Genomic DNA, 12,505 nt, shown 5'->3' with positions numbered 1-12,505 from the left:
CCAGGCGCCGCCTGGGGGCACGACCCCCAGGGAAGGCCCATGCTTCAAACACCGAGGGGCGGTGCCGGGAACGGCACCGCCGCCGCGGACCGTCGGCTGATGAGCATCGGTACCGTGCTGAACGAACTGCGTGACGAATTCCCCGAGGTCACGATCTCGAAGATTCGGTTCCTCGAGGCCGAGGGGCTCATCGAGCCGCAGCGCACGCCTTCCGGCTACCGGAAGTTCAGCCCGGAGGATGTGGAACGGCTCGGGCACGTCCTGCGGATGCAGCGGGACCACTATCTGCCGCTCAAGGTCATCCGTGAGCACCTCGAGGCGCTGGAGCGCGGTGAGAGGCCCCCACTGCCGTCCCTGGGGCGCCAGCGGGAGGACGGCGACGGTCCGGGCCAGGACGAGGCCGAGGGGCCCACGGCGGCCCGTGTGGGCCGTGAAGAGCTGCTGGCCGCCGCCGAGATCGACGAAGGACAGCTCCACGAGTGGGAGTCGTACGGCCTGGTCGCGCCATTGCCGGACGGCGGGTACGACGCGGAGGCCGTCACGGTCGCCTCACTCGTGGTCGAGCTCGGCCGGTTCGGCATCGAGCCGCGCCACCTGCGCGCCATGAAGGCCGCCGCCGAGCGCGAGGCCGCTCTGGTGGACGCCGTGGTCGCGCCGCTGCGCAGGCACCGCAATCCGCAGACCAGGGCCCATGCCGAGGCCCGTACCAGAGAGCTGGCGGGCCTCACGGGAAGGCTGCACTCGGCGCTCGTGCAGACCGCGCTCGGCGTCAGATCGCCCTGACTCGACCGTGCCCGTCCGGTACTCGACGGGTGCCCGACTACCCAAACCTGCCAGCCACGTCCTAGGGTTGCTGTGTGAACGAGCTCGACGTCGTAGGTGTCCGGGTCGAAATGCCCTCCAACCAGCCGATCGTGCTCCTGCGTGAAGTGGGAGGCGACCGGTACCTCCCCATCTGGATCGGACCAGGTGAGGCAACCGCCATTGCCTTCGCGCAGCAGGGCATGGCACCCGCACGGCCGCTGACCCACGACCTTTTCAAGGACGTGCTGGAGGCGGTCGGCCAAGAGCTCTCCGAAGTGCGCATCACCGACCTGCGGGAAGGCGTCTTCTACGCGGAGCTGGTCTTCGCCAGCGGTGTCGAGGTGAGTGCGCGGCCGTCCGACGCCATAGCGCTGGCGCTGCGCACGGGGACGCCGATCTTCGGGAGCGACGGCGTGCTGGACGACGCCGGCATCGCCATCCCGGACGAGCAGGAGGACGAGGTGGAGAAGTTCCGCGAGTTCCTCGACCAGATCTCGCCCGAGGACTTCGGCACCAACAGCCAGTGAGCCGCTTCCGGAGGTCCGGTTTGAGACCATTCGGTCAGCCTTTCCCCGGCGTGAGTCACGGGAAACCACTCTCAGGGTGATTATCACTCGGCGTGCCGAGTGTGGCGATCGTTGACGAGCCCCTGGCGACTGCCTACCGTCGAGAAGGCAGGTCAAGGAGGGAGGTCGGCGTGAGAAGCAGCGGCGACGGTACGGCGATGGGCGGTCCGTACCCGTTCCACGGCGGTGCGGTCGATCACTCCCCGAACCGACCGATGGCGGTCCAGGGAAGCGGGGACGCCACGTCCGAGGAAGCGGAACAGTCCGGGCACGTCGGCTACCGCGGCCCCACCGCGTGCGCGGCCGCGGGCATCACCTACCGGCAGCTGGACTACTGGGCCCGTACCGGCCTGGTCGAACCCAGTGTGCGGGCAGCCGGTGGCTCCGGGACACAGCGGCTCTACAGCTTCCGCGACGTCGTCGTCCTCAAGATCGTGAAGCGGTTCCTCGACACGGGCGTGTCCCTGCAGAACATCCGCACCACGGTCCAGCACCTGCGGGAGCGCGGATTCCGCGACCTCGAGCGGATGACGCTGATGAGCGACGGCGCGACGGTGTACGAGTGCACGACGTCCAGTGAGGTCCACGACCTGCTCCAGGGCGGGCAGGGGGTCTTCGGGATCGCCGTGGGAGTCGTCTGGCGCGATGTCGAGGCCGCCCTCTCCCAGCTGCACGGCGAGCGCGTCGACACGGGGGAGACGCTCATCGGTCACAACCCCGCCGACGAACTGGCCAGAAGGCGCAACAGGGCTGTCTGAGGCCGCGTTGTCAGTGGCGTAGGGCAGCATCGGAGATGTGAGAAGCGCGCCGACGATCCTGCATCTGGACATGGATGCCTTCTACGCGTCCGCAGAGCAGGCCGCGAAGCCCAGTCTGCGGGGAAAAGCCGTGGTCGTGGGCGGGCTCGGGCCGCGCGGTGTGGTGGCCACCGCTTCGTACGAGGCGCGGAAGTTCGGTGTGCACTCGGCGATGCCCATGGGGCAGGCGCGCAGGCTGGCGCCCAACGCCGCCTATCTCGTGCCGCGCTTCGGGTTGTACCGCGAGATCAGCGAGCAGGTCATGGGGCTGCTGCGGGAGTTGTCGCCGCTGGTGGAGCCGCTCAGCCTGGACGAGGCCTTCGTGGACCTTGAGGCGGGCGGCGTCGCCGACTCCGCCGAGTCGGCCAGAGCCGTGGGGGAGCGGTTGCGAGCGGACATCAGGGCGGTGACGGGGCTCTCCGGGTCGGTGGGGCTCGCCGCGTCCAAGATGCTGGCGAAGATCGCCTCCGAGGAGGCCAAGCCCGACGGGCTCAGGCTCATAGCGCCGGGCACGGAGCGTGCGCTCCTCGGCCCGATGTCGGTGCGGACGCTGCCCGGGGTGGGGCCCGCCACGGGCGACCATCTGCGGCGGGCCGGGATCCTCACGGTCGCCGAGATCGCGGAGGCCGGTGAGGACGAGCTTGTACGGCTCCTCGGCAAGGCCCACGGGGGCTCGCTGTACGCGATGGCGCTCGCGCGGGACGAGCGGCCGGTGGTGGCGGAGCGGGAGTCGAAGTCGGTCAGTGTCGAGGACACGTACGACGTGGACATCCATGACCGGGTGCGGGTCAGGGCGGAGGTCGCGCGGCTCGCCGAGCGGTGCGTGCAGCGGCTGCGGGCGGCGGGACACTCGGGGCGGACCATCGTGCTCAAGGTGCGGCGGTTCGACTTCTCCACGCTGACGCGCTCCGAGACGCTGCGCGGGCCCACGGACGACCCCGGGGTGGTCCAGGAGGCCGCGGCGCGGCTTCTGGAGGCCGTGGACACCACGGGGGGCGTCCGGCTCCTTGGAGTGGGCGTCACGGGCCTCACGGACTACACGCAGGAGGATCTGTTCGCCCAGGCCCAGGCGGAGGCGCAGGCGCAGACCGCGGGGGTGGAGGGGGTGTCCCTGGTGAAGGGGGAGGTGGCGGGTCCCGTAGGGCCGGAGCCGGAGACGGAGCGTGTTGCGGAGCCGGTGGTTCCGGCGGAGAGACGGTGGACCGCCGGGCACGACGTGCGGCATGCCGAGTACGGGCACGGGTGGGTGCAGGGGAGCGGTCTGGGGCGGGTGACGGTGCGCTTCGAGACGCCGCTGTCGGCGCCGGGGCGGGTGAAGACGTTCCGTACGGACGATCCGGATCTCGAGCCCGCGGAACCGCTGCCGCTGGTCGCCGCGCCCGTGTCGGAGCCGCCCGCAAGACCTGTCGTCGGCTGAGGGGTGTCAGGAGGGGCTTTCGGTGCCGGCGATGTGGCCGAAGTTCTGGTCCGGGGGAGGCATGGAGGAGGACGGGGGCTGCGGGGGCGTCGTGTCCAGGCCGTAGTGCTGGTAGAGCTGGAGTTCCTGCTCGGGGGAGAGGTGGCGGCCCACTCCGAAGTCCGGGGCGTCCTTGATCAGGTCCCGGTCGAAGGGGATGTGCAGGGTGCCGTCCTCGACGAGTTCGCTGGGTTCCAGCGGGACGAAGGCGTCCCGGCTGAAGAGACCGGTGCGTATGGCCGCCCACTCCGGGGCGCCGGTGGCGTCGTCGAGGTAGACCTCGTCGACCGTGCCGATCTTCGCCCCGTTCCGGTCGAACGCCTTGCGGCCGATCAGGTTGCGCGGATCGATATCGGTCTGCACGGGCCCTCCAGCTGGTCGCGGCTCGTCGAAAACGGGCGTAACTCATCCTTAATCATTCGTAGTCACTACGAAAGAGCACTTCGGGGCAGGTGGCCACTCGAGGGATCGGTCACGGTCCTCGCTGGTAGGCTGGCGCCTGGCCGCTGACCCCGTGCGGGAGAGCTCTCCGGATCACACGTCCGGAGGCGCCGAAGGAGCAAATCCTCCCCGGAATCTCTCAGGCACCCGTACCGCACGGACGAGGTCACTCTGGAAAGCAGGGCGGGCGTCGGGCGGGCACGTTCGGAACCCTTCCTCACCGACGGTGAAAGCAGATCTGTCGCGAGACGGGCCTGTGAAGCTCTCAGGTTGACATGACAGAGGGGGAGGCCGTCCGGGTACCCGCGCCGTGGTACCCCTCGCAGGTCGTGCAGACCAGGAGGCCTCCGCAATGACTGCCACCCATCGCATCCCGCTCGCCGAGCTCGAGCAGGGCATCCCCTTCGAGCAGCGGCACATAGGGCCCGATGCGGAAGCGCGCGCCAAGATGCTCGCCCAGGTCGGGTACGGCTCGCTCGACGAGCTGACGGCCGCCGCGGTACCGGATGTGATCAAGAACGCCGATGCCCTTGACCTGCCCGGTGCGCGCACCGAGGCCGAGGTGCTGGCCGAGCTGCGCTCCCTCGCCGACCGCAACCAGGTCCTCGACTCCATGATCGGACTCGGGTACTACGGCACGTTCACCCCGCCGGTCATCCTGCGGAACGTGATGGAGAACCCGGCCTGGTACACGGCGTACACGCCCTACCAGCCCGAGATCTCGCAGGGCCGCCTCGAAGCGCTCCTCAACTTCCAGACGATGGTCGCCGAGCTGACCGGCCTGCCCACCTCCGGGGCCTCGCTCCTCGACGAGGGCACCGCCGCCGCCGAGGCCATGGCGCTGTCGCGGCGCATGGGCAAGGTCAAGAACGGCGTGTTCGTCGTCGACGCCGACGCGCTGCCGCAGACCATTGCCGTGATCCGGACGCGCGCCGAACCGACCGGTGTCGAGATCGTCGTCGCCGACCTGAGCCAGGGCATCCCGGCCGAGGTCGCCGAGCGCGGTGTCGTGGGCGTGCTCGTCCAGTACCCGGGCGCCTCCGGTGTCGTACGGGACATCAAGCCGCTCATCGACGAGGCCCACGAGCTCGGCGCGGTCGTCACCGTCGCCGCCGACCTGCTCGCGCTGACCCTGCTCACCTCGCCCGGCGAGCTCGGCGCCGACATCGCCGTCGGCACGACGCAGCGCTTCGGCGTGCCGATGGGCTTCGGCGGCCCGCACGCCGGCTACATGGCGGTCCGCGAGAAGTTCGCCCGCAGCCTCCCCGGCCGCCTCGTCGGCGTCTCCGTCGACGCCGACGGCAACAAGGCCTACCGCCTCGCCCTGCAGACCCGCGAGCAGCACATCCGCCGCGAGAAGGCCACCAGCAACATCTGCACCGCCCAGGTGCTGCTCGCCGTCATGGCCGGAATGTACGCCGTGTACCACGGGCCCGAGGGCCTGAAGTCCATCGCGCGCCGCACCCACCGCTACGCGACGCTCCTCGCCGCCGGGCTCACCGCCGGTGGCGTCGAAGTCGTCCACGGCGCGTACTTCGACACGCTGACGGTGCGCGCCGAGGGCAGGGCCGAGGAGCTCGTCGCCGCCGCCCGCGAAGCCGGCGTGAACATCCACAAGGTCGACGCCGACCACGTCTCGCTCTCCTGCGACGAGACCACGACGCGCGCCCAACTGGCCGCCGTCTGGGGCGCGTTCGGGGTCGACGCGGACATCGAGGCGCTGGACGCCGTCACCGCGGAGACGCTGCCCGAAGGCCTGCTGCGCGGCGACGACTACCTGACGCACCCCGTCTTCCACCAGCACCGCTCCGAGACCGCGATGCTGCGCTACCTGCGCAAGCTCGCCGACCGCGACTACGCGCTCGACCGCGGCATGATCCCGCTGGGCTCCTGCACCATGAAGCTCAACGCGACCACCGAGATGGAGCCGGTCACCTGGCCCGAATTCGGCCAGCTGCACCCCTTCGCCCCCGCCCAGCAGGCCCAGGGCTACCTCACGCTCATCCGCGAGCTGGAGGAGCGCCTCGCCGAGGTCACGGGGTACGACAAGGTCTCCCTCCAGCCCAACGCGGGCTCGCAGGGCGAGCTGGCCGGACTGCTCGCCGTACGCGGGTACCACCGGGCCAACGGCGACGACCAGCGCACCGTCTGCCTCATCCCGTCCTCCGCGCACGGCACCAACGCCGCGAGCGCCGTCATGGCGGGCATGAAGGTCGTCGTCGTGAAGACCGCCGACGACGGCGAGATCGACGTCGAGGACCTGCGCGCCAAGATCGAGAAGCACCGCGACGAGCTGTCCGTGCTGATGATCACCTACCCCTCGACGCACGGCGTCTTCGAGGAGCACGTCGCCGACATCTGCGCGTCGGTGCACGAGGCCGGCGGCCAGGTGTACGTCGACGGCGCCAACCTCAACGCGTTGGTGGGCCTCGCCAAGCCGGGCCACTTCGGCGGCGACGTCTCGCACCTCAACCTGCACAAGACGTTCTGCATCCCGCACGGCGGCGGCGGCCCCGGCGTCGGCCCGGTCGGCGTCCGCGAGCACCTCGCGCCGTACCTGCCCAACCACCCGCTGCAGCCGGCCGCGGGCCCCGAGACCGGCGTCGGTCCGATCTCGGCGGCGCCGTGGGGCTCCGCCGGAATCCTCCCGATCTCCTGGTCGTACGTGCGGCTCATGGGCGGCGAGGGCCTCAAGCGCGCCACCCAGGTCGCGGTGCTCTCCGCCAACTACATCGCCAAGCGCCTGGAGCCGCACTACCCGGTGCTCTACACCGGTCCCGCGGGCCTCGTCGCGCACGAGTGCATCGTGGACCTGCGGCCGCTCAGCAAGGCGACCGGCGTCAGCGTCGACGACATCGCCAAGCGCCTCATCGACTACGGCTTCCACGCGCCGACCATGTCGTTCCCCGTCGCCGGCACGCTGATGATCGAGCCGACGGAGAGCGAGGACCTGAACGAGATCGACCGGTTCTGCGAGGCGATGATCGCCATCCGCCGGGAGATCGAGAAGGTCGGCTCGGGCGAGTGGGACGCCGACGACAACCCGCTGCGGAACGCCCCGCACACCGCCGCCGCGCTGAGCGGTGAGTGGGAGCACGGCTACAGCCGCGAGGAGGCCGTCTTCCCGGCCGGGGTCGTCGCGGCGGACAAGTACTGGCCGCCGGTGCGCCGTATCGACCAGGCGTACGGCGACCGGAACCTGGTCTGCTCCTGCCCGCCGCTGGATGCGTACGAGGACTGATGCACGCGCCCGCTGCGCGTGGGCATGCGTCGGGGCCGGTTCGGAGAGTTCTCTCCGGGCCGGCCCCTCGTCGTTCCGTGATGCTCAGGTGCTGTGCGGCATGTCGTGCCGTTGTGCCGTCGTGCGGATGTGCCGTGGCGGTCAGGCGGCCGTCATGACCTGGTCGGTGCCCAGCGGTCGGTGCGGGGCGATGATCTGACCGTCCGGCAGCAGCTCACCGGTGTCCTCGAAGAGCAGGACGCCGTTGCACAGCAGGCTCCAGCCCTGCTCCGGGTGGCTTGCCGTGAGGAGCGCGGCTTCCCGGTCGGCGGAGTCGGCTGTCGGGCACGGTGGTTGGTGCTGGCACATGGAAGGGTTCTTTCGCTGCGATGTGATGGCTGTGACGTCGGTCCTGTGGCTCGATGCGGTATTCATAACCGCCCCCCGTTGTAGTCGGTCCGATCCCAGTGTTGCCCTACGGGCGTCAATCCGCAGGGATTTTGCCGCAGCGGCTCCTACTGCTTAATGACGTATCACCCACCCGGACGGTTCAGCCCAACTTCCCTGTCTCTTCGGGTGGTTCGGGGTGGCCTGACCGGGCTAGTCCACTTGGGTGGGCAGCGCTGTGCCCCGCGGCCGGTGGGCGGCGGGGCACGGGAAGCGTGACGGGCGCTGTCAGGCGGGTGAGCTCAGCAGCGGTGCCGGTGTCAGGCGGTGGTTCAGCATCGGCAGGAGCTCGGCGACGCGGTGCGGGCGGTGGGCCGCGATGCCGGGCGGGGCGGGCGCGAGCGGCACGAGCAGATCGGAGGCGGCGAGCGAGCCCTCGGCGCCGTCGTCCGTGCAGTCGCGGTGGAGCCAGAGCGTGAGCATGTAGAGCTCGGGTACGGACAGCAGCCGAGGCTGGCACGGCATCGGCATGGCCTCCGCGTGCCGCAGCGCCCGCTCCGTCGAGGTGATGTAGGGACCCTCGAAGAAGTGGGAGAACGCCCACCCGTCCGGCGTGAGGATCGTGTCGGCCGCGGCGACGGACCGCTCGGCGCAGCGGATCAGGAAGCGCCAGCCGGCCAGCCGGGTGGGCGATGTGGCCTGCGGGGTGATGTGGTCCAACACGTGCACGGGCAAAGGGAGTTCGGGACTTGCCGGTCCCTGGGCGGTACGCAGGGACGGCGTGCGGGCCTCACGGACGGCGGTGGGGGAACCGAGTGCGGTGAGGACGCAGCGCAGGGCGGGCGCGGGAGCCGGGGGGACATGCAGCGGCATGGTGGGTCGCCTCTCTCATTCGACAGGCACAGTGGAGCGGGGGCAGGTGCGTGACGGCGCTGTCAGCTCTGGGTCAGAGGGGCGGGGGCTGGGGCCGCGAGCGCCAACTCTCTGCCTAGATTGCGGAGTTTATACGAGCTGTGTTCGAGCGGTGTTTCATCTAGGCGAACCGCATATTGCGAGCAAGGACTTATCGCGCCGTCCTTGTGCGGGACTTGTGCGGGCCTTTACGCCGATTTCGTACGGGCCTCGGCCCCGCGACCTCGTATTCCCTGATCCGCGCGGTCGGCCGAATTTTGCCGGTGCTTTTGACCAGGCGCTTCGGAGCGGAATCTTCACCGTGCCGCATGCCCGGTGAATGTGCCCGGCACGCGACGCGTCGAGCGTACTGGTCGGCGGCCCCCCGCGGGGCGTTATCGATCACATTGCCTGGGCATCATTGCCCGTACACAGCGGCCGGACCCTTGGCTGCCCGTTCGAGGAGGGACGCTTCGATGGGGGAGAAGGTCGTGGCGGGCACGTTCGACCTGGCCGACAGGCACCACTACCGAGGCAAGCTCCGAGAGTGTCTCGCGGGGCTGGAGCGGATGCTGGCGGAGGAGCGATTCGACCGGCCCAAGAATCTCATGGGCATGGAGATCGAGCTGAATCTCGCCGGGCCCGACGGACTGCCGAGAATGTTGAATGCGCAGGTACTAGAGCGCATCGCGAGCCGGGATTTCCAGACCGAACTCGGAATGTTCAATCTCGAAGTCAACATCGCCCCGCACCGACTCGGCGGACGCGTTCTCGACCGCCTCGCCGAGGAACTGCGCACGGGGCTCAACTATGCACACAGGAAAGCGACCGAGCTCTCCGCTGGCATTGTCATGATCGGAATTCTGCCGACCCTGAACCGCGCCGACCTGGTCTCCGCCAACCTCTCCGACGTCGACCGCTACGCCCTCCTGAACGACCAGATCGTGGCGGCACGCGGCGAGCACTTCGCGCTGGACATCCAGGGCGTGGAACGCCTGACCTGCACCTCGACGTCGATAGCGCCCGAAGCGGCCTGCACCTCCGTGCAGTTGCACCTCCAGGTCACGCCCGCCCGGTTCGCCGACGTGTGGAACGCGGCGCAGGCCATCGCCGCCGCACAGATCGCCGTCGGCGCCAACGCGCCCTTCCTGTTCGGCCATGAGCTGTGGCGCGAGTCCCGGCCGCCGCTGTTCCTGCAGTCCACGGACACGCGGCCGCCCGAGCTGCAGGCCCAGGGCGTGCGGCCGCGCACCTGGTTCGGGGAGCGGTGGATCACCGAGCCGCTCGAGCTCTTCGAGGAGAACCTGCGGTACTTCCCCGCGCTGCTGCCGCTGATGGAGGAGGAGGACCCGCTGGGCGTCCTCGACGCGGGCGGTGTGCCGCGCCTCGGCGAACTCGTCCTGCACAACGGCACCGTGTACCGCTGGAACCGCCCGGTGTACGGCATCGCCGACGGCGTCCCGCACCTGCGCGTGGAGAACCGCGTCCTGCCCGCGGGCCCCTCCATCACCGATGTCATCGCCAACGCCGCCTTCTACTACGGGCTCGTGCGGGCGCTCGCCGAGGAGGCGCGGCCCGTGTGGTCCCGGCTGCCCTTCGAGACCGCGGCCCGCAACTTCGACGTCGCGTGCCGCCACGGGATCGACGCCACCCTGCAGTGGCCGCGACGCGGCAGGCTCGGCGGCACGTCCGAGGTGGCGGCCGTCCACCTCGTACGCGAAGAGCTGCTGCCGCTCGCCGCCGCGGGCCTGGACGCGTGGGGTGTGGAGCCCGCCGACCGCGACCTGTATCTCGGGGTGATCGAGGAGCGGTGCCGGCGGCGGATCAACGGCGCGTCCTGGCAGGCGACGACGTACCACCGGGCCCGGGACGGCGGCATGTCCAGGGAGGAGGCGCTGGCCGCGACCACGAAGCGGTACAGCGAGCTGATGCACACGGGGGAGCCGGTGCACACGTGGCCGGTGGGGCTGCGGGAACCTGCGGTACCGCTGCGCTGAGCCTTGACAGACGGGTTGGTCGGGACGGTCAGCCCTGGTTGCTGCCCGCCTCCATGATCGCCTTGAGGATCACCGCGTGGATCTGGGCCGGGTCGTCGACCTGGTGCCCGGAGCCGCCGGTCGCCTCCGCGATCTGCTGCACCTCGTCCTTGTCCGCCTCGGGGCCGACCGCGATGGCGATGATCGGCACCGGGTGCTCGCGGTCGGAGAGCTCCTCCAACTGTGCGATCAGGGAGCTGCGCGAGATGCTGCCCGGGTCCTGGTTGGCGCCGTCCGTCAGGATCACCAGGGCGTTGAACTTGCCGCGCGCGTACGTCGACCGGGCCTCCTTGTAGGCGGCGAGCGTCGTGTCGTACAGGCCCGTGGCGCCGCCCGGCACGGGCTGCAGGTCGCTGAAGGCGTCGGACAGCGCGTCGCGGTGGGTCGCGCCGCCCTTGCGGTCACCCAGGCGCCGGGTCGGCTCCAGTTCGCGGTAGTCGCGGGCGCCGTCGAGGCGGGTGGCGAACTCCCACAGGCCGATCGCGTCCTCGTCGGTGAAGCCCGCGAGGGCCCGTAGCAGCGACGCCTTGGTGACCTCCATACGGGACTGGTCGCGGCCGGGCACGAGCTGCCGCATGGACTCCGAGGCGTCGACGACGGTGCTCAGCCGCGCGCTCTGGACGGTGATCGTCCACATGCCCAGGGTCTCCTGGAGCTCCTTGTCCGACGGCGGGTCCGTGGCCTCGTCCGCGTACGGCTGCGGAGGGCGGCCGCCCGCGGCGGCGATCAGCGTGTCGGACGGCCGGTCGGGGTCCGTCCTGAAACCGTGCTCGGCCAGGATCCGCCGGCCGTCGTCGTCGCTGAACATCGTCATGAAGCGGAGCGCCGCGCGGCTCGTGTCGGTGGACATCCGGCCGTCCTCGACGAGCGTGTACGGGTAGTCGAGCCGCGGCGAACCGTCCTTCGGGTAGAAGAGGTCGAGCTTGTTCTCCTCGCCCGCCGACGCGTTGTGCGCGAACGCGGCCTGCTCGGAGAGGACCAGAGCCTGGTTGCGGCGCCGGCCGCCCCGCTCGGCGCCGGAGCCGTCGCGCGCCAGCGTGCCCAGGAGCCGGCCGTCGCTGCCGGTGGTGCGAGACGCCAGTGCCTTGGCCAGGGCGGCCGCCTGCGTGTCGCCTTCCTTGCCGCCCTGCTTCTTCGCGGACGCACCCATCGTGGCGAGGGCGAGCAGACCGCTCGCGCTGCGGGCGGGATCGGCGATGCCGAGGCGCAGCTTGTCGCCCTTCGTGCCGGCCGTGGCCAACTCCGGCCAGCTGTACGTCCTCTTCGGCCAGCCCAGCGACTCGGCGGCGGACGGCACCATGCCGACGCCGACGGGCGAGGAGGCTATGTTGCCCGCGGGGGAGATCTTGCTCTGCTTGGCGCCGAGTCCGACGCGCTGCACCCACACGTCGGAGTCCGGCACCCACACGTCGTACTCCGGATCGCCCTTGCCCGAGCGGAGTTCGGCCGCCACCTCGTACGAGTCGCGCGCGGTCACCTGCACGTCGATGCAGTGCCCGTCCGAGGTGATCTCCCGCTCGCGGGCCTCGTCGGCCGCCTCGCGCAGGGCCGGGGACACGGCAGGAGCGGCGACGACGTCGAGGCGTACCGCGTCGTCGCCGCACGAGCCGCCGAACGAGAGCAGTCCACCGCGGACCGCGGCCGCCGCGCCGCCCGCCACCACCAGGACGAACGCCGTGGCCATGGCGACCGAGCGGCCGCGCGACCGCGGCCGGGGGTCGGGCGTTGCCGTCCCGCGCTCATCGGGCAAGCTGTGACGTCCCATGGCGGTGGAGCCCCTCCTTGAATGATGAAGCAAGGAAAGAAGGGGCCCGCGCGCCCGGAATCGGCGTCCGTCCCCCTCGGCCTGTCGCGCACGATCTTCGTAACTTCTTTCGAGACCCTAGCGGGGCGAGGATGGGGATGAG

10 protein-coding genes and 1 riboswitch are annotated in these 12,505 nt (G+C 70.6%); of the genes, 6 read left to right on the top strand and 4 right to left on the bottom strand.

Features of this window, described 5'->3' with window-relative positions:
• The first annotated feature begins 39 nt into the window (after nucleotides 1-39).
• From DEJ49_RS04680 to DEJ49_RS04665, 4 genes are all read left to right on the top strand, one after another.
• Nucleotides 40-783: a MerR family transcriptional regulator gene (locus tag DEJ49_RS04680; protein WP_150182657.1), complete on the top strand. Its 744-nt coding sequence runs from the start codon at nucleotides 40-42 to the stop codon at nucleotides 781-783.
• Nucleotides 784-857: 74 nt separating this feature from the next.
• Nucleotides 858-1,331, top strand: coding sequence for a bifunctional nuclease family protein (locus DEJ49_RS04675; protein WP_063795355.1), 474 nt, complete (start codon nucleotides 858-860; stop codon nucleotides 1,329-1,331).
• Between the two features lie 170 nt (nucleotides 1,332-1,501).
• Nucleotides 1,502-2,128 carry a MerR family transcriptional regulator gene (locus DEJ49_RS04670; RefSeq protein ID WP_150182655.1) on the top strand — a complete coding sequence of 209 codons (627 nt, stop codon included), beginning with the start codon at nucleotides 1,502-1,504 and terminating at the stop codon, nucleotides 2,126-2,128.
• A gap of 37 nt (nucleotides 2,129-2,165) precedes the next feature.
• Nucleotides 2,166-3,584 (top strand): DNA polymerase IV, encoded by a 1,419-nt coding sequence (locus DEJ49_RS04665; RefSeq protein ID WP_150182654.1) that lies wholly within the window; start codon nucleotides 2,166-2,168, stop codon nucleotides 3,582-3,584.
• Nucleotides 3,585-3,590: 6 nt separating this feature from the next.
• On the opposite strand, the gene DEJ49_RS04660 is transcribed toward DEJ49_RS04665, so the two are convergent.
• Nucleotides 3,591-3,986: a PRC-barrel domain-containing protein gene (locus DEJ49_RS04660; RefSeq protein WP_150182652.1), complete on the bottom strand. Its 396-nt coding sequence runs from the start codon at nucleotides 3,984-3,986 to the stop codon at nucleotides 3,591-3,593.
• A gap of 144 nt (nucleotides 3,987-4,130) precedes the next feature.
• Nucleotides 4,131-4,229: riboswitch (glycine riboswitch) on the top strand.
• 187 nt (nucleotides 4,230-4,416) lie between these two features.
• On the opposite strand from DEJ49_RS04660, the gene gcvP reads away from it, so the two are divergent.
• A complete protein-coding gene (gcvP, locus tag DEJ49_RS04655) occupies nucleotides 4,417-7,305 on the top strand; it encodes an aminomethyl-transferring glycine dehydrogenase (protein ID WP_150182651.1) in 2,889 nt (962 codons plus the stop codon).
• A 141-nt stretch (nucleotides 7,306-7,446) separates the two neighbouring features.
• Here gcvP and DEJ49_RS04650 read toward each other — a convergent pair whose 3' ends face one another.
• On the bottom strand, nucleotides 7,447-7,653 hold the full coding sequence (locus DEJ49_RS04650; protein ID WP_275941829.1) for a DUF5999 family protein: 207 nt from the start codon (nucleotides 7,651-7,653) through the stop codon (nucleotides 7,447-7,449).
• Between the two features lie 306 nt (nucleotides 7,654-7,959).
• Nucleotides 7,960-8,544, bottom strand: a complete 585-nt coding sequence (locus tag DEJ49_RS04645) for a hypothetical protein (protein WP_150182649.1) — start codon at nucleotides 8,542-8,544, stop codon at nucleotides 7,960-7,962.
• Nucleotides 8,545-9,038: 494 nt separating this feature from the next.
• Here DEJ49_RS04645 and DEJ49_RS04640 point away from each other — a divergent pair, with 494 nt between their 5' ends.
• A complete protein-coding gene (locus tag DEJ49_RS04640) occupies nucleotides 9,039-10,559 on the top strand; it encodes a glutamate--cysteine ligase (RefSeq protein ID WP_150182647.1) in 1,521 nt (506 codons plus the stop codon).
• A gap of 28 nt (nucleotides 10,560-10,587) precedes the next feature.
• On the opposite strand, the gene DEJ49_RS04635 is transcribed toward DEJ49_RS04640, so the two are convergent.
• Nucleotides 10,588-12,363, bottom strand: a complete 1,776-nt coding sequence (locus DEJ49_RS04635) for a substrate-binding and VWA domain-containing protein (RefSeq protein ID WP_150182646.1) — start codon at nucleotides 12,361-12,363, stop codon at nucleotides 10,588-10,590.
• Nucleotides 12,364-12,505 lie beyond the last annotated feature (142 nt).

This window comes from Streptomyces venezuelae (genome assembly GCF_008642335.1).
GTDB lineage: Bacteria > Actinomycetota > Actinomycetes > Streptomycetales > Streptomycetaceae > Streptomyces > Streptomyces venezuelae_F.
Note: the sequence above shows the minus strand (reverse complement) of the source record. Positions and strands in the feature narration are given on the sequence as shown.

Bases quoted from the DNA above. Each gene is read 5' to 3' on its own strand.
- DEJ49_RS04680 (WP_150182657.1), top strand. From the start codon at position 40: ATGCTTCAAACACCGAGGGGCGGTGCCGGGAACGGCACCGCCGCCGCG.
- gcvP (WP_150182651.1), top strand. From the start codon at position 4,417: ATGACTGCCACCCATCGCATCCCGCTCGCCGAGCTCGAGCAGGGCATC.
- DEJ49_RS04650 (WP_275941829.1), bottom strand. From the start codon at position 7,653: ATGTGCCAGCACCAACCACCGTGCCCGACAGCCGACTCCGCCGACCGG.
- DEJ49_RS04645 (WP_150182649.1), bottom strand. From the start codon at position 8,544: ATGCCGCTGCATGTCCCCCCGGCTCCCGCGCCCGCCCTGCGCTGCGTC.
- DEJ49_RS04640 (WP_150182647.1), top strand. From the start codon at position 9,039: ATGGGGGAGAAGGTCGTGGCGGGCACGTTCGACCTGGCCGACAGGCAC.
- DEJ49_RS04635 (WP_150182646.1), bottom strand. From the start codon at position 12,363: ATGGGACGTCACAGCTTGCCCGATGAGCGCGGGACGGCAACGCCCGAC.